General features: G+C 76.8%; 19 protein-coding genes, 1 tRNA gene and 1 pseudogene. 9 read left to right on the top strand and 12 right to left on the bottom strand.

The window, feature by feature from the left end; all coding sequences use genetic code 11:
* Positions 1–117: pseudogene (locus ACI79O_RS18155) on the top strand (dihydrofolate reductase family protein); the annotation flags it as partial.
* A gap of 245 nt (positions 118–362) precedes the next feature.
* On the opposite strand, the gene ACI79O_RS18150 reads toward ACI79O_RS18155, so the two are convergent.
* Complete coding sequence (locus ACI79O_RS18150; protein WP_456914839.1) at positions 363–1,040, bottom strand: PaaI family thioesterase; 678 nt, start codon at positions 1,038–1,040, stop codon at positions 363–365.
* Positions 1,033–2,187, bottom strand: a complete 1,155-nt coding sequence (locus ACI79O_RS18145; RefSeq protein ID WP_456914838.1) for an acyl-CoA dehydrogenase family protein — start codon at positions 2,185–2,187, stop codon at positions 1,033–1,035. Before ACI79O_RS18145 ends, ACI79O_RS18150 begins: the two co-directional genes overlap by 8 nt.
* 186 nt (positions 2,188–2,373) lie before the next feature.
* Here ACI79O_RS18145 and ACI79O_RS18140 point away from each other — a divergent pair, with 186 nt between their 5' ends.
* Together ACI79O_RS18140 and ACI79O_RS18135 are read left to right on the top strand one after the other, a co-directional pair.
* Positions 2,374–2,844: an STAS domain-containing protein gene (locus ACI79O_RS18140; protein WP_456873486.1), complete on the top strand. Its 471-nt coding sequence runs from the start codon at positions 2,374–2,376 to the stop codon at positions 2,842–2,844.
* Between the two features lie 92 nt (positions 2,845–2,936).
* Complete coding sequence (locus ACI79O_RS18135; RefSeq protein ID WP_456873487.1) at positions 2,937–3,518, top strand: histidine phosphatase family protein; 582 nt, start codon at positions 2,937–2,939, stop codon at positions 3,516–3,518.
* On the opposite strand, the gene ACI79O_RS18130 is transcribed toward ACI79O_RS18135, so the two are convergent.
* A complete protein-coding gene (locus ACI79O_RS18130) occupies positions 3,496–4,593 on the bottom strand; it encodes an EAL domain-containing protein (protein WP_456889687.1) in 1,098 nt (365 codons plus the stop codon). The two genes, ACI79O_RS18135 and ACI79O_RS18130, sit on opposite strands and share 23 nt — an antisense overlap.
* A gap of 120 nt (positions 4,594–4,713) precedes the next feature.
* Here ACI79O_RS18130 and ACI79O_RS18125 point away from each other — a divergent pair, with 120 nt between their 5' ends.
* Positions 4,714–5,349, top strand: a complete 636-nt coding sequence (locus tag ACI79O_RS18125; protein WP_456873489.1) for a TetR/AcrR family transcriptional regulator — start codon at positions 4,714–4,716, stop codon at positions 5,347–5,349.
* A gap of 18 nt (positions 5,350–5,367) precedes the next feature.
* Here ACI79O_RS18125 and ACI79O_RS18120 read toward each other — a convergent pair whose 3' ends face one another.
* Together ACI79O_RS18120 and ACI79O_RS18115 are read right to left on the bottom strand one after the other, a co-directional pair.
* Positions 5,368–5,865, bottom strand: coding sequence for a DUF427 domain-containing protein (locus ACI79O_RS18120; RefSeq protein WP_456889691.1), 498 nt, complete (start codon positions 5,863–5,865; stop codon positions 5,368–5,370).
* Between the two features lies 1 nt (position 5,866).
* Complete coding sequence (locus tag ACI79O_RS18115) at positions 5,867–6,130, bottom strand: DUF3618 domain-containing protein (protein ID WP_456873491.1); 264 nt, start codon at positions 6,128–6,130, stop codon at positions 5,867–5,869.
* Between the two features lie 91 nt (positions 6,131–6,221).
* Between ACI79O_RS18115 and ACI79O_RS18110 the strand changes: the two genes are divergently transcribed.
* Positions 6,222–6,302 (top strand) — tRNA-Leu (locus ACI79O_RS18110).
* Between the two features lie 60 nt (positions 6,303–6,362).
* Positions 6,363–6,974 carry a class I SAM-dependent methyltransferase gene (locus ACI79O_RS18105; RefSeq protein WP_456889694.1) on the top strand — a complete coding sequence of 204 codons (612 nt, stop codon included), beginning with the start codon at positions 6,363–6,365 and terminating at the stop codon, positions 6,972–6,974.
* Between the two features lie 32 nt (positions 6,975–7,006).
* Here ACI79O_RS18105 and ACI79O_RS18100 read toward each other — a convergent pair whose 3' ends face one another.
* Positions 7,007–7,927: a DUF6910 family protein gene (locus ACI79O_RS18100; protein WP_456889698.1), complete on the bottom strand. Its 921-nt coding sequence runs from the start codon at positions 7,925–7,927 to the stop codon at positions 7,007–7,009.
* Positions 7,928–8,138: 211 nt separating this feature from the next.
* Between ACI79O_RS18100 and ACI79O_RS18095 the strand changes: the two genes are divergently transcribed.
* Positions 8,139–9,020, top strand: coding sequence for a hypothetical protein (locus ACI79O_RS18095; protein WP_456914837.1), 882 nt, complete (start codon positions 8,139–8,141; stop codon positions 9,018–9,020).
* Between the two features lie 5 nt (positions 9,021–9,025).
* Here ACI79O_RS18095 and ACI79O_RS18090 read toward each other — a convergent pair whose 3' ends face one another.
* The 5 genes from ACI79O_RS18090 to rph all read right to left on the bottom strand — a co-directional run bounded on the left by ACI79O_RS18090 (position 9,026) and on the right by rph (position 13,048).
* Complete coding sequence (locus ACI79O_RS18090) at positions 9,026–9,187, bottom strand: hypothetical protein (protein WP_176450154.1); 162 nt, start codon at positions 9,185–9,187, stop codon at positions 9,026–9,028.
* A gap of 43 nt (positions 9,188–9,230) precedes the next feature.
* Positions 9,231–10,445: a glycosyltransferase gene (locus ACI79O_RS18085; RefSeq protein ID WP_456889705.1), complete on the bottom strand. Its 1,215-nt coding sequence runs from the start codon at positions 10,443–10,445 to the stop codon at positions 9,231–9,233.
* Between the two features lie 89 nt (positions 10,446–10,534).
* The gene (locus ACI79O_RS18080) at positions 10,535–11,620 is read right to left on the bottom strand and encodes an HPP family protein (RefSeq protein ID WP_456914836.1); all 1,086 of its coding nucleotides are present in this window, start codon (positions 11,618–11,620) and stop codon (positions 10,535–10,537) included.
* 97 nt (positions 11,621–11,717) lie between these two features.
* The gene (gene rdgB / locus ACI79O_RS18075) at positions 11,718–12,329 is read right to left on the bottom strand and encodes an RdgB/HAM1 family non-canonical purine NTP pyrophosphatase (RefSeq protein ID WP_456889710.1); all 612 of its coding nucleotides are present in this window, start codon (positions 12,327–12,329) and stop codon (positions 11,718–11,720) included.
* Positions 12,326–13,048 (bottom strand): ribonuclease PH, encoded by a 723-nt coding sequence (rph, locus tag ACI79O_RS18070; RefSeq protein WP_456914835.1) that lies wholly within the window; start codon positions 13,046–13,048, stop codon positions 12,326–12,328. Before rph ends, rdgB begins: the two co-directional genes overlap by 4 nt.
* A 170-nt stretch (positions 13,049–13,218) precedes the next feature.
* On the opposite strand from rph, the gene ACI79O_RS18065 reads away from it, so the two are divergent.
* A complete protein-coding gene (locus tag ACI79O_RS18065; RefSeq protein WP_456889714.1) occupies positions 13,219–13,623 on the top strand; it encodes a YjbQ family protein in 405 nt (134 codons plus the stop codon).
* A gap of 48 nt (positions 13,624–13,671) precedes the next feature.
* Positions 13,672–14,160 carry a thioredoxin-dependent thiol peroxidase gene (bcp, locus tag ACI79O_RS18060; RefSeq protein WP_456873500.1) on the top strand — a complete coding sequence of 163 codons (489 nt, stop codon included), beginning with the start codon at positions 13,672–13,674 and terminating at the stop codon, positions 14,158–14,160.
* Between the two features lie 38 nt (positions 14,161–14,198).
* Here bcp and ACI79O_RS18055 read toward each other — a convergent pair whose 3' ends face one another.
* Positions 14,199–14,684, bottom strand: coding sequence for a DUF4262 domain-containing protein (locus tag ACI79O_RS18055; RefSeq protein WP_456914834.1), 486 nt, complete (start codon positions 14,682–14,684; stop codon positions 14,199–14,201).
* Positions 14,685–14,695 lie beyond the last annotated feature (11 nt).

Genomic DNA, 14,695 nt, shown 5'->3' with positions numbered 1-14,695 from the left:
GGCTATCCGGACGTCGCCCTCGAGATGATCGAGCACCGCACCTTCGACGGCCGCATCCAGCTGGTCGAGTACAAGCCGCGCGTGCTCGAGCACCCGCCGCTCGGTGCCCCTGCGTGACGTCGCCCCGTCCGCCGGTCCGGACCGCCGCCAGGACCACAGACCCCGGTCGACCGGCTCGGTCATGAGACAACCCAGCGTCTGACCTCCGTGCTCGGCGATGGTGCCGCCGGCTCGTCCGCGAACTCGGGTGAGGTCGGGGCGGTGTCTGGCGGGAGGCGCCCGACTCAGCGCTCGCTACCTCCTGTCGCCCCGGATACGCAGGACGAGCTCAGGGCCGGGCGGACCGGGCGCCCGCGGAGGTCTCAGCCCCGGCTCGTCCAGGCGCCGACGGTCCGGCCGGTGGCGGCGAAGACGTCGGCGGCCTGCTCGCTGCGCAGCGCGATGAACAGGCCCTCCGCCTCGGCCAGCACCACCTCGGGGCTGTCCTCGGCGACCAGCCGGGCGTGCGCGGTGGTCCGCCGGCCGTCGCTCTCACCCATCTCGGCGGTGAGCAGCAGCGGCACGCCGAGGTGCACCGGCCGGCGGTAGCGGACGGTCAGCGTGGCGGTCAGCCCGCCGCGGCCGGCCGCGCGCAGCGCGCGGGCCAGCACGTGGTCGAGCAGGGTGGCCACCACCCCGCCGTGCACCAGCCCGGGCGGCCCCTCGTGCGCCTTGCCCACGGTGACCCGGCCGGTGGCCCGCCCGTCGGGGCTGTCCGAGGCCACCAGCGGCGGCGCCACCGGGCTGCCTGGTCCGTACACCGGGCTGTACCAGCGCTCCCCGGTCTCGGGGTCGTCGACGCGGGCGATCTCGTGCAGCTCCCGGCCGCGGGCCCGCAGCCGGGCGGCCAGCTCCCGCGCGGCGACCGCGGCCGCCGCGAGCTCCTCCTCCCCCACCTCGGTGCGCACGGCGGCGTCGACCAGCTCGCGCAGCGCCTCGCCCAGCTCCCCGACCGCCACCCGCCGCGCGGCCCGCTCCCCCGGGGACAGCGGCTCAACCACGCGGCATGCCGGCCGCGCGCAGCAGCCCTCCACCGACGATGACCCGCTGCACCTCACTGGTGCCCTCGTACAACCGGTACAGCCGCGCGTCGCGGTAGAAGCGCTCGACCGGGGTGGTGCGCAGGTACCCCAGCCCGCCGTGCACCTGGACGGCGCGGTCGGTGGCCCGCCCCACCATCTCGCTGCACCACAGCTTCGCCGCCGACGGGCCGATCGAGGTGTCCTCACCGGAGTCGTACCGGGCGGCGACCTCGCGCACCATCGCCCGCCCGGCCAGCAGCTCGGCGTGCATGTCGGCGATCAGCGCCTGCACCAGCTGGAACCGCCCGATCGGGGCACCTCCCTGCCTGGCCGTCGACGCGTAGGCCACCGACTCGTCGAGCACCCGCTGCGCCATCCCCACGCACAGCGCCGCGATGTGCAGCCGGCCGCGGGAGAGCACGGTGAGCGCCTTGGAGTACCCGCGCCCCTCCTCGCCGACCAGCGCGTCGGCGGGCACGCGGACGCCGTCGAAGAAGACCTCCGAGGTCCAGGCGCCGGACTGCCCCATCTTCTTGTCGCGCGGGCCGAGCGTGACCCCCGGCGTCCGCGCGTCGACGACGAAGCTGGAGATGCCCCGGCCGCCCTTCTCCTCCGGGTCCGTCCGGGCGAAGACGACGAACAGGTCGGCCAGCGGCGCGTTGGTGATGTAGCGCTTGGCGCCGTCGAGCACCCACCCGTCGCCGTCACGGCGGGCGCTGGTGCGCAGGCCCGCGGGGTCCGAGCCCGCCTCGGCCTCGGTGAGCGCGAACGAGCCGATCAACTCACCGGAGGCCAGCCGCGGGAGGTAGGCCTTCTTCTGCTCCTCGCTGCCGAACCGCGCGATCACCTGCCCGGCGATGCCGTTGTTGGTGCCGAACAGCGAGCGGAAGGCCGGCGTCGTGTAGCCGAACTCGAAGGCCAGCTCGACGTCCTCCCGCATGTCCACGCCCAGCCCGCCGTACTCCTCGGGCAGCGCGTAGCCGAACAGCCCCATGTCGGCCGCCGCCCCGCGCAGCTCCTCGGGGATGCGGTCGTCGAGGTCGATCTCCTCCTCGCGCGGCACCACCACCTCCCGCACGAGCCGGCGCACCGCGTCCCTGACGTGGGTGAAGTCCTCGGCGTCCACACCCTCATCGTGCCGTCCGCGACGAGAGCGCGGCGACCGGGACCGGCCGCCCCGGCAGGTGCGATGAGCGACCGTTCGAGCACGCCCCGTTGTGGGGTGGGGGCGGCGGCACTACGGTCGGGGGCGGCGCCCGAACCAGCGGCGCCGCTGTCCCCCGGAGTCGCCGTGCACCTCTCCGTCGCCGTCGTGCCAGCCCCTGCGCAGGTCGTCGTCCGTCTCACCGGCGACGCCGGGCGCGCGACCCTCGACCGCCTGGCCTCGGCGCTGACCCGTGCCGCCGGGCACGGCACCGGCAGCGTCGTCGTCGACGTGGCCGGGGCCCGCTTCGCCGACGGCACCGCCCTGCAGGCCCTCGCCGGTTTCAGCGACACCCTCGCCGCGGCCGGCCGCCGCTGCCGACTGGTCGGCGCGCCTGCCGCCGTGCGCCGGCAGGTCACCGAGGCGGGCCTCGCCGGCCGGCTCGAGCTCGACGGCCCGCTCACCGGGCAGGACCCCGTGCGGCCGCGTCCGCGACCGGACCGCGAGCCCCCGCCGGTGGCCTGGGTGCCGCCGGCGCGCGAGGAGCGGCGCCGTCCCCGGGCGGAACCGCCGTCGGTGCACGGCCCCGACGGCGCCGGGCGCCCCGTCACCCCGGTCGCGCTCGACCGCTGGCGCTGAGGCCTCCGGTACCGGAGGGTCGGCGCTAGCGGCCGCCGTCCCCGACGATGCTCCTGGCGGTGGGACCGGCCACCCCGTCAGGAGGAGACGGCATGGGCGAGATCGTGGTGCTGCGGCACGGCGCGACCGAGTGGAGCCGCAGCGGCCAGCACACCGGTGTCACCGACCTGCCGCTGCTGCCCGAGGGCGAGCAGCGGGCCCGCGACATCGCGCCGGCGCTCGCCCGGCGGGACCTGGTCGAGGTGTGGGTCAGCCCGCGGCAGCGGGCCCGGCGCACCGCCGAGCTGGCCGGCCTCACGCCCACCGCCGTCGACGAGGACCTCGTCGAGCTCGACTACGGCGGCTACGAGGGCCGCACCACCGCGGAGATCAGCGAGGAGCTGGGCCGGCAGTGGTCGGTCTGGCGGGACCCGGTCGTGCCCGGGGAGACCCCCGGCGAGACCCTGGAGGACGTCGGACGGCGGGTCGACCGCGTCCTGGAGCGGGCCCGGCCGCGGCTGGCCGACGGCGACGTCGCGCTGGTCGCCCACGGTCACGTGCTGCGCGTCCTGACCGCGCGCTGGCTCGGCCTGGAGCCGGCCGCGGGCGCGCTGTTCGCCCTGCCCGCCGGGGCCTACGGCGTCCTCGGCCACGAGCACGCCCGCCCGGTGCTCACGCGGTGGGGCCTGGACTGACCTCCGCCGGCTCGGGCACGCCGGCGGGCGCCTCGGGGCGGCCGAACAGCCAGCCCTGGCCGAGGTCGGCGCCCAGGGCGGTGACCTCCTCGGCGGCCTGCTCGGTCTCCACCCCCTCGGCCACCACGACCGCGCCGAGCCGGTGGGCGTGCCCCGCGACGGTGCGCACGACCGCGCGGGCGCCGTCGTCGGGCAGCGCGGAGACCAGTGCCCGGCCGAGCTTGACCACGTCGGGCCGGACGACGTCGAGCAGCGAGGCGCTCGACCACCCGGCGGCCACCTCGTCCAGCGCCACCCGCCAGCCTCGCGCGCGGTAGGCCTCCAGGACGGTGAGCAGGTGACCGCGGTCGGCGACGGCGGCCCGCTCCCCCACCTCGAGCACCAGCTGCCGCGGCCGCAGTCCGGCCAACTCCAGCGCCTCGGCCGTGCCGGCGAGGTCGTCGTCGGGCCGCAGCACCGACGTCGGGTGGGTGTTGACGAACAGGTCGGCGTCGCCCAGCCAGCCGGCCGTTCCGGCGATCGCGCACTCGCGGCCGACCCGGTCCAGCCGCGGCAGCCACCCGGCGGAGTCGGCCACGAAGAACAGGTCGCCGCCGTCGACGGCGCGCCCGTCGGAGTCGCCGCGCAGCAGCGCCTCGTAGGCCACCACCGAGCGGTCGGCGAGGTCGACGATCGGCTGGTAGGCCGACCACAGCTCGGCCTCGGCCAGCACGCCGACCTCCGCGGTGACGCCCCGCCGGGCCAGCTCCTGGGCGAGGGTCGGCGCGGCCAGCAGCGCCCGCACCAGCGCCGTGTACTCGTTGGCCGGGTCGGTGGCGACCCGCACCGCCTCGGCCTCCGCGCCGGTCAGCGCCCGGGAGATGCGGTCGAAGAACAACTCCACCCGCAGGCCGTCGTGCTCGTCGGCCAGGTCGAGCAGGCCGGGCGCGGTGAAGACCGACAGGCCCACCGCCCGGGCGACCGTCGCCACCGCCGGCAGGACGTGCTCGGCCGCGCTGGCCAGGAGGACCCGGGTCGCGGCCTCGGGCAGGTCCCACTCCTCGCGCCGGCGGGCCGCGCCGGTCGTGCTCACCACGCGCAGCAGGATGACCGACCCGGCCGGACGGCACGGGCAGGCGCGCGGGCGGCGCGAAGAGGTGGCCGCACCGCGCAGCGGAGCGCCGTCGAGGGGCCCCGGAGGTTCTAGGGTCCCTCCATGGCAGCTGCCCTCGTCACCGAGCAACCGGCACGCACGGGCCGCGGGGGCCGACCGCGCGACCCCAGCCGCGACGACGTCATCCGGGCCGCGATCCTGCGCCTGCTCGGCGACGTCGGCTACGGCGCCCTCACCATGGACGCGGTCGCGGCCGAGGCCGGCGTCGGCAAGGCCACCATCTACCGCCGGTGGCGCACCAAACAGGACCTCGTCATCGACACCGTCTCCGAGCTCAACCGGTCCTGGACCGTCGACGCCGACACCGGCTCGCTGGAGGGCGACCTGCGCCAGCTGGTGCACCGGATGGTCGAGATGATGGCCAGCCCGGTCGGTGCGGCCACCCGCTCGCTGCTGGCGGCGATGCAGCACGAGCCGGCGCTGATCGAGGCCTTCCGCGAGGGCCCGATGGCGGTCTGGCGGCGGGCGTTCGCCGACATGTGGTCCCGGGCGCAGGTGCGCGGCGAGGTGGGTCCGGGCATGCCGCAGTCGATCCCGGCCGAGGCCTCCACGGCGCTGCTGGTGCAGCGCTGGCTGGTCACTCGGGAGCCGGTGGACACCGCCTACGCCGACGCCGTGCTCGAGCGGGTCGTCCTCCCGCTGGTCCGCCGGGAGGGCGCGGCCAGCCGGGAGAACTGAGCCCGCGGGGCGCCCGGGTCACCAGCCCAGCGTGCCCGGCTCCCCCTTGAACGGCCCGACGACGTCGTCGGTGATCCAGCCGCCGTAGAAGTCGCCGGCCTGGGCGCGCACCTGCTCCCCGTCGACGGTGGCCCGGTCGACCCGGCTCGGGTAGAACGCCACCGCGCCGCGCAGGTGCTCGTACCCGGCGGTGGGCTGCTCGTAGGACCAGGCGACCGCCGGCCGGCGGGTCCCGTCGACGACGGCGTCCCAGTAGGTGGCCGCGCCCTTCCACTCGCACCACGACGACCCGGCCGCCCGCTCGAGCACCCCGGCGGCGACGTCCTCGCGGGGCACGTAGTAGACCGGCGGGTGGCTGGTCTCGCAGACCCGGACCGCGCGGGTGGTGTCGGCGACGACCCGCCCGCCGATCTCCACGACGACGCGGCGCGGGGTCACCTCGGCCGAGGGCGGACGCGGGTAGTCCCACACCGACTCCTGGCCGGGGCCGACCGGGTCGCGCCGCGGCGGGCGCACGTCAGCGCGTGCGGCGCTGGACCGGCCGCTTCGCGGCCCTGCGGTGCCGGACCTTCTGGACGAGGACCAGCGACACCAGCAGGCCGAGGCCGCCCACGGTGGCCCGGCCGGCCGGCGACTGCAGGAACCGCACGACGGCGGCCTGGCCGTCGGCCCGCAGCCGGGTGGGCGACCCCCGGTAGGCCAGCGTGTCCAGGGTGGCCGCCAGCGACTCGCGGGCGGCGTCGATCTCCAGCTGGATCTCTCGGGGGTCGCGAGGAGGCACGGGCGACAGCCTGCCAGACGCGGCCCCGACCGGCCCGTTCCGGGAAACCGGGGCACCCGGCCGGGCGATGCGACCTACACTCTGCGGCCACGCGGGAGTGGTGTAACGGCAGCCACGCCAGACTTAGGATCTGGTGCCTCCGGGCGTGCGGGTTCGACTCCCGCCTCCCGCACTCGACGACCTCCCCGGGGCCCCTTGCCCCGGGCGGTCGCCGGGAGGAGCCTGCGACCCCGTGGGCGTCTACGGCCGGTGCATCCGTCCCCGGCTCCTCGACCGGTCCCTGGGGCCGCGGTTGACCGGGCCGATCCGGGAGCGGACCTGCGCCGGGCTGACCGGCGACGTGCTCGAGATCGGGTACGGCTCGGGGCTCAACCAGCCCCACCTGCCGCCCGCGGTCACCAGCGTGTGGGCGGTCGAGCCGTCGGCCACGGCGCTGCGGATGTCCGGGGAACGACGCGCGGCGTCCCCGGTGCCGGTCGTGGTCGCCGGGGACGACGCCCGGTCCCTGCCCCTCCCCGACGACCGCTTCGACTCGGCGCTGTGCACCTGGGTCCTCTGCGGCATCCACGACGCCGGCCGGGTGCTGGCAGAGGTGGCCCGGGTGCTCAAGCCCGGCGGCACCCTGCACTTCGTCGAGCACGGGGCGGCCCCCGACCCCGGCGTCCTGCGCTGGCAGCGGCGGGGCAACCCGGTCAACCGGGTCCTGGCCGGCTGCTCGCTCGACACCGACGTGGCGGGGCTGCTGGCCGCCTCGCCGCTGACGGTCACCGAGCTGCGGACCTGGTACGAGGACGGCGTGCCGCGGGTCGCGGGCTCCATGTACGGCGGCCGGGCCGCCGCCTGACCGGTCGCGCCGCCGCCTGACCGGGCCGCGCGTCAGCCCACCGTGACGGTGAGGTCCACCTGCGGCGAGGGCAGCTCCGGGTCGTCGGCGTCGACCACCGCCACCAGCCGCACCGTCGGGCCCTCGACGCCGGTCAGCGCCAGCCCCTCGACCTTCGCGACCCGGCCCGCCACCTCCGGCACGGGTGCCACGTCGAGCACCCGGCCGCCCTCGGCGTGCACGAGCGCGGTGGCCACCACCGGGCCGTCGTCGACGGCGTTGGGGGTGTCCTCCGCGGCGGCCGAGAGCAGCTCGCGGCCGTCGGGCAGCGCGACGGCGTCGGTGACCGCCAGCCCGACGCCGGCCACCTCCCCGAGCTCCAGGACGTGCGTCGCGCCCAACGGCACCGAGGCGGGGTCGGCCCGGCCGAGCAGGACCGCCACGAGCGCCTCGAGGGGGACCTCGACGGCGGCGTTGGCCACGCCCGCCAGCCCGTTGCCGCGCTGGTACCAGCGCAGCACGTCGCCGGAGCGGCTCGCACCCTCGAGGTTGAGCTGCCCGGCCGGCACGGCGAGCCGCCGGCCGACCTCGGCGTACAGCGGCGCGAGGTCCGCGGCCCGCACGTCGAGCCGGTCGCCGTCGGCGGTGACCAGCACACCGCGCATCCGCCGCGGCCCCGACCCCGAGCCGAGCACCAGCACCGCCGGGCGCCCGTCGGCCTCCACCGGGCAGGCCACCTCCAGGTCGGGCTTGAGCGACTTGGTCCCCGCCGCCTCCGAGAAGCGGTCGTGCCCCTCGACCGGCGGCAGCAGCCGCACCGGCCTGGTACCGCCAGGGCGCTGCCAGGCCGCGTGCGTGGCGTCGTCCTGCACCACGAGCAGGCCGTCGCCCAGCGGTGCGATGCCCGACGCCGCGGTCACCGGCGTCCCGTCGTCGAACCGGAGCCCGCGCACCCCGGTGGTCTCCACCCGCATGCCGCACCGGTGCCCAGCGCCGCACCGGCCCACGCCGGCGGCGGGGAGGCGCAGATCACACGATCGCGTTCCCGCTGGTCGGCACGCTGGACCCCCGAGAAGGCACCTGCGGGGGCCCGGCGGGACACGTAGGGTCGGCCCGGTTGCCCGGTGCTACGACGAGGTCGCCGGGAGCCCTCTTCCCGCGCACGCCACGACCCCGTCGGAGCCCATGACCTCCCCACGCACCCGAGTCCTCCCGCGTCCCGGCCACGAGCCCGCCGACGAGGCCGCCGACAAGACCACCGACAAGGCCGCCGAGACGCCGCGGACGACCCTCTCCGTCAAGCAGGTGGTGGCCGGCGCCCTGGCGGCGGTGTCCGCCGCGGTGCTGGCCTCCTTCTTCGGCGTCGCCGGGACCGTCATCGGTGCCGCGCTCGTCAGCGTGGTGAGCACCGTCGGGTCGGCCCTCTACAGCGCCTCCCTCGACCGCACCAGCGCGCGGCTGCGGCGGACCCGCGGCACGCAGGACCCCGCGCCCGCCGCCGGCGACACCGCCACCCGCGAGCTGCCCCCCGCCCTCGACCCGCGCCGCGCGCCGGCCCGGCGCCGGCGCCCGCGCTGGTCCCGGGTCGCCGTGTACGCCGTCGCGGTCTTCGCCGTGGCCATGGCCGTCGTCACCGGCATCGAGCTGGTCGGCAAGCAGCCGGTCTCGGCGCTCGTCGGCGGCGACGACAGCTCGTCGTCGTCCACCACGATCGGTGAGCTGTCGCCGGCGTCGTCGTCGCGGGACACCACGCCGTCCACCCCGGCGGAGACCGACCCGGCCGACGGCACGCCCACCGAGGCCCCGGCGTCGGAGACGCCGCAGCCCGGGGACGACGCCGACGGGTCCGCGACGCCGAGCGACGCGCCCGAGGAGTCGGCGCCGGCCACCGAGAGCGGCTCCGGTGAGGACGGCTCCGGGGAGGGTTCCGGTGAGGACGGGACCGGGGGGACCGAGCCGACCGCGCCCGCGGAGACCTCGGCGGAGGAGCCGCAGACCGGCTCGGGCGCCGAGCCGCAGGCCGGCGCGGACAACGGGTCAGCCGCCGGGGCGGCCTCCGGCGGCTGACCCGGTCAGCCCCTCGACCGCCGCGGGACGAGCTTGAGCAGCGCCATCCCCGCGAAGACCAGCGTCACGCCGGCGACCACCCACGCCAGGGCGTTGAAGCCGGTGTAGGCCAGGGCGGTCGAGCCGCCCACGCCGCTGGCGGTCACGTAACCCGCCTTGCTGTACACGTGCACCTCCCTCCGGGGGGTCGGGCCGCCACCGGCGGCGGGGTCAGGCCGCCGCCGGTGCGGCGACGTGGTGCCAGGTCGCCTCGCGGCGGCGGACGACGTCGACCAGCGAGCGGACGAAGACGGCCTGGATGAACAGGTCGTAGACCAGCTCGACCACCAGCGGCAGGGCCAGCAGCACCGCGCGCGGGCCGCCGCGGCGGACGGTGACCAGGCGCTCGGCGAGGAAGACCAGGCCCACCGCGCCCCAGAACGGGTCGAGGGTCAGGCCGCCGTCGCGGGCCAGGACCAGCACGGTGAGCAGCAGGTAGGCCTGGAAGGCGAGCACACCGAGACCGATGCCGACCTGCTGCCCCCAGTAGCGCAGCGTGACCCGGGTCAGGCCGTAGTGCCGCAGGTTCTCCAGCGCACCGCGCTGCCACCGCATCCGCTGCCGCCACAGGTCGCCCCAGGTCGGCATGATCTCGGTGACCACCGCGCACGCCGACGGGCTGGTCAGCCGCCAGCCGAGGGTCTTCAGCGCGAGGGTGAGCTCGTTGTCCTCGGTGAGGGCGAGGGTGTCGTACACCTGGCCGCGGGCGCCCGGCAGCGTGCTGCCGCGGGCGGCGGCGACCTCCCGCAGCGCCCGGACCCGGAACAGCGTCCCGGTCCCGGTGAGCACCATGACGCGGCCGGTGCGGGAGACGTCGCGGCTGTAGCGGAGGTACTCGTTGCGCTGCAGCTGGCCCAGCACCCGGCTGCCGGGGTGGCCGTAGAACAGCCCGCCGGCCGCGCCGATCCGCGGGGAGCTCTCCAGGCTGGCCGCGGCCGCCTCGAGGAAGCGCGGGGCCAGCTCGGTGTCGGCGTCCATGACCAGCACGAAGTCGTCGTCGCGCAGGTCGGGTGAGGGGCCGGCCGGGACGTCGTCGTCCGCCGCCGTCCAGGTCGGCCGGCTGCGGCGGTCGGGACCGCGCCGGGGGTCCTCGGAGGTCCCGCGGCGGTCGGTGTCGGCGGTGCGGCGGAAGCGCTGCACGATCGCCTGGTTGAGCGCGCCGGCCTTCTTGTCGGTGTTGCCGACCGTCTCGTAGACCTCGGCGCCGTGCGCACGGGCGATCCCGGCGGTGTCGTCGGTGCAGTTGTCGGCGATGACCACCACCCGGTCGGGGCGCCGGGTCTGCTGCCGCAGCGCGGTCAGGGTGACCCCGATGTTCGCGGCCTCGTCGTGCGCCGGGATCAGCACCACCAGGCGGGTGCTCGCCGTCCCGCTGTCCTCCGCCATGCCCGGTCCCTCCGACGTCGGTCGTCGGGATGGCTTCGGCAGCCGCCCGGCCGCGGTGGAGCCCGGCCGGGCGGGACCACCCGATCGGGTCAGGAGCCGACCAGCGCCCGGTGCAGGACGGCGACCAGTTCGGCGCGCGTGACGATCCCGGCCAGCCGGCCGTCCTCGTCGACCACCGGCAGGTGGCGCAGCCCGCGGTCGGCCATGAGGCCGACCAGCTCGGAGACGGGCGTGTCGACGCCGACGGTGGCCACCGGGCTGGTCATCACCTCCGCCACTGGGGTGAAGGCCACGATGTCGGTGTTGAACAGGTCGTGCACGGTGACGATCCCGACCACGCGGGCGTCGTCGGTGACCACCGGCAGCGCCTTGACCGCGTGCTGGTTCATCAGCATCCGCGCCCGGTAGAGGGTCTCCTGCGGCTGCACGGTGCGTACGTCGCGGGCCATGAGCGCGCCGACCCGCAGCTGCCCGAGCCGGCGGTCGAGCGCGTGCGCCTCGGCGTCGCGGACCAGCGCGAGGACGTCGCCGGGCATGACGTCGAGGCCGCGGTCGAGGCGGTCCATCGCGGCGCGGACGTCCTCGGTCTGCAGCCCGACCCGGCTGGTCGGCGGGGCGTCGGTGCCCGGCGGCGGCGCGGGGGGCTCGGGCACGTGCGGGTAGGGCCGGCCGGTGAGGTTGTTGACCAGTGCCGCGACCGCGAGGAGCACGACGGTGTCGACGCCGACCGGCCACAACGCGAACGCCCAGCCGTGGTCGGCGACCGCGGCCGTGCCGACGGCGGCGAACAGCGCACACGCCCCGCCCGGCGGGTGCACGCAGCGCAGCAGCATCATCACCGGGATCGCCACCCCGACGGCGACGGCGGCGGCCAGCGTGACGTCGTCGACCAGCTTCCCGGCGCCGACGCCGACGAGCGTGGACACCGTGTTGCCCGCGAGCACCGGCCACGGCTGGGCCAGCGGGCTGGCGGGCGCGGCGAACAGCAGGACGGCGGTGGCGCCCATGGGCGCGACGATCCACGGCAGGCCCGCGGGACCGCCCGGGACGGCGTGCGCGGTCGCCCCGGCCAGCGCGATGCCCAGCAGCGCCCCCAGGCCGCCGCGCAGCACCTCGGTGCGCCGGTAGCCGACCGGCCCCGGGCGCAGCGCCCCGATCCACACCCGCCGGTCCACGTGTCCCCCGTTCCTGCCGCGGACGCCGCTGCCCGTCGCGGGCGGCACCCTACGTCGAGGGGGGACCTCCCGGGCCGCGTCCGAGCGCCGGTGGCGGTCAGCCGGGGGTGAGCAGCCGGGCGACCTCGGGGACCAGCGCGGCGAAGGCCTGCCCGCGGTGGCTGCGGGCGTCCTTCTCCGCGGGCTCCAGCTCGGCCGAGGTGACCTCGAGGCCGTCGGGCAGGAAGACCGGGTCGTAGCCGAAGCCGTTGCGCCCGCGCGGCTCGCGGACCACCCGGCCGCGCCACTGCCGCTCGAGCACCGACTCCGCGCCGTCGGGGGTGACCAGTGCGGCGGCGCAGACGAAGGCCGCGCCGCGCCGCTCGTCGGGGACGTCGGCGATCTGGGCCAGCAGCAGCGCGGTGTTGGCGGCGTCGTCGCCGTGCCGGCCCGACCACCGCGCCGACAGCACACCCGGCATGCCGTTGAGGGCGTCGACGGTGATGCCCGAGTCGTCGGCGACGGCGGGCAGGCCGGTGTACCGGACCGCCTCGCGGGCCTTGAGCAACGCGTTCTCGGTGAACGTCGCGCCGGTCTCGGGGGCCTCGGGGTACTCGGGGACGTCGCGCAGGCCGACCACCTCGACGCCGGGCACGGCGCTGGCCAGCAGCCGCTGCAGCTCGGCGAGCTTGCCGGCGTTGCGGGTGGCGAGCAGCAGGCGGGTGCTCATCGCGCGAGGGCCTCGGTCTGGACGCGGGTGAGCTCGGCGCACCCGGCGACGGCGAGGTCCAGCAGCCGGTCGAGGGTGGCCCGGTCGAACACCGCGCCCTCGGCGGTGCCCTGCACCTCGACGAAGCCGCCGTCCCCGGTGCACACCACGTTCATGTCGGTGCCGGCCCGCACGTCCTCCTCGTAGGCCAGGTCCAGGCGGGGCTCGCCGTCGACGACGCCGACGCTGACCGCGGCGACCGACTGCACGATGGGGGTCTTCTTCGCCAGCTTCCTGCGGTCGCCCAGCCACGAGACGGCGTCGGCGAGGGCGACGTAGGCGCCGGTGATCGCCGCGGTCCGGGTGCCGCCGTCGGCCTGCAGGACGTCGCAGTCGATGGCGATGCTGTTCTCCCCGAGGGCGCCGAGGTCGACCGCGGCGCGCAGCGAGCGGCCGATGAGCCGGCTGATCTCGTGGGTGCGCCCGCCGATGCGGCCCCTGACCGACTCGCGGTCGCCGCGGGTGTGCGTGGCGCGCGGCAGCATCGCGTACTCCGCGGTCACCCAGCCCAGCCCCGACCCCTTGCGCCAGCGCGGGACACCCTCGGTGACGCTGGCGGCGCACAGCACGCGGGTGCGGCCGAACTCGACGAGCACGGAGCCCTCGGCGTGGTCGAGCCAGTTGCGGGTGATGGTCACCGGACGGAGCTGGTCGGCCGCGCGGCCGTCGGGGCGGGTCACGGACGCCGAGCCTATCGACGCCGGCGGTGACCGCTCCCCCCTGTCGAGGTCGCGCGGTGCCGTCGAGGAGTGGGGCCCGGAGGGTCCCGCGACGAGGCGGCTGTCCGGCTCCACGGCGGCCGGGGAGGGCACGTGGCCGCGGTGTCGTCCGGTAGGACGACGATGCCGTCATGCGATCGGAGCTGCTGACGGTGCGGACCGGCGGGGAGCCGGTGGTGGTCGACCTCACCGGCGAGTGCGAGGAGTTCGTCCGGGACGAGGGCGACGGCCTGCTGCACGTGTTCGTCCCGCACGCCACGGCGGGGCTGGCGGTCATCGAGACCGGCGCGGGCAGCGACGACGACCTGCTCGCCCAGCTCGACGAGCTGCTGCCGCGCGACGGCCGCTGGCGGCACCGGCACGGCAGCCCCGGGCACGGCCGCGACCACGTGCTGCCGGCGTTCGTGCCCCCGCACGCGACGGTGCCCGTCCTCGGGGGGCGGCTGCAGCTGGGCACCTGGCAGCGCATCTGCCTGGTCGACCCCAACCGGGACAACCCGCAGCGGCAGGTGCGGCTGTCCTTCCTCCGCGGCTGACGCGCCCCCGCCTGTGACCCGCCGCCGGGGCACGGCAGGATGCCGGGCATGACCGAGACCGCGCCCGCACCCGTCCGCCTGGCGCCCGGTGACCCGGCGCCGGACTTCACGCTGCCCGACGCCGACGGCCGACCGGTCTCCCTCGCCGACCACCGCGGCCGCCGGGTGATCGTCTACTGCTACCCCGCGGCGCTGACGCCGGGCTGCACCACCCAGGCGGTCGACTTCACCGCCGCCGCCGGGGAGCTGGCCGAGGCGGGGCTCGACATCATCGGCATCTCGCCCGACCCGCCGGAGAAGCTGCAGCGCTTCCGGGAGGAGGAGGGCCTGGGCATCACCCTGGTGTCCGACCCGGACAAGCGGGTGCTCACCGCCTACGGGGCGTTCGGCACCAAGAAGATGTACGGCAAGGAGGTGCAGGGCGTGATCCGCTCGACCTTCGTGATCGACGCCGAGGGCCGGGTCGAGCGCGCCGCCTACAACGTCAAGGCGACTGGGCACGTCGCCAAGCTGCGCCGCGACCTCGGGCTGGCCTGAGCGCCGGCCGGCACGGGGACGCGCGCAGCGGGGACGGCTCAGGCCGTCCACGTGCCCGGGCGGGGCTGGTCGTGGCGCCCGCCGTCCCAGCCCGGGTCCCAGGGGTAGCACCCGGGCGGGGAGGCCCACGTCAGCTGCAGCGCCGGGACCGAGTACTCCACCGGTCGCTGGTACCACCGGTTGGCCCCCAGCAGCACTTCGCCGGGGTTCGGGCACTCCTCGACCACGAGGTCCCAGCGGTCCCCGGCTCCCTCGAGCATCTCGCCGGGCACCAGGGACCGGCCGCCGACGACCTCGCCGGCGACCGCGTCGAGCAGCGCGTGGGTGGCCACGGCACCCAGCCCGACGACCACCAGCTCCGGGTGGCCCAGCCCGAACAGCCCGATGGTGTAGCCGAAGGGTGGCTCGCCGGGCAGGTCACCGGGCCCCACGTACTGCACGGCGTAGCGGGCGCGGCGGATGACCGCGGCCAGGTGGGCGTCCTCCTGGTCGAGCCAGGCGGTGGTCTGGGGATCGGGCGTCATGCCGGCAGCCT

Source organism: Geodermatophilus sp. SYSU D00696 (genome assembly GCF_054050235.1).
The sequence above is the reverse complement of the archived record's forward strand: the minus strand, read 5'-3'. Positions and strand labels throughout refer to the sequence as shown.

What these genes read in the sequence shown, in the direction of transcription:
- ACI79O_RS18065 (WP_456889714.1), top strand. Translation starts at nt 13,219, where the DNA reads ATGCGATCGGAGCTGCTGACGGTGCGGACCGGCGGGGAGCCGGTGGTG.
- rdgB (WP_456889710.1), bottom strand. Translation starts at nt 12,329, where the DNA reads ATGAGCACCCGCCTGCTGCTCGCCACCCGCAACGCCGGCAAGCTCGCC.
- ACI79O_RS18055 (WP_456914834.1), bottom strand. Translation starts at nt 14,684, where the DNA reads ATGACGCCCGATCCCCAGACCACCGCCTGGCTCGACCAGGAGGACGCC.
- ACI79O_RS18095 (WP_456914837.1), top strand. Translation starts at nt 8,139, where the DNA reads ATGACCTCCCCACGCACCCGAGTCCTCCCGCGTCCCGGCCACGAGCCC.
- ACI79O_RS18135 (WP_456873487.1), top strand. Translation starts at nt 2,937, where the DNA reads ATGGGCGAGATCGTGGTGCTGCGGCACGGCGCGACCGAGTGGAGCCGC.
- bcp (WP_456873500.1), top strand. Translation starts at nt 13,672, where the DNA reads ATGACCGAGACCGCGCCCGCACCCGTCCGCCTGGCGCCCGGTGACCCG.
- ACI79O_RS18125 (WP_456873489.1), top strand. Translation starts at nt 4,714, where the DNA reads ATGGCAGCTGCCCTCGTCACCGAGCAACCGGCACGCACGGGCCGCGGG.
- ACI79O_RS18100 (WP_456889698.1), bottom strand. Translation starts at nt 7,927, where the DNA reads ATGCGGGTGGAGACCACCGGGGTGCGCGGGCTCCGGTTCGACGACGGG.
- ACI79O_RS18085 (WP_456889705.1), bottom strand. Translation starts at nt 10,445, where the DNA reads ATGGCGGAGGACAGCGGGACGGCGAGCACCCGCCTGGTGGTGCTGATC.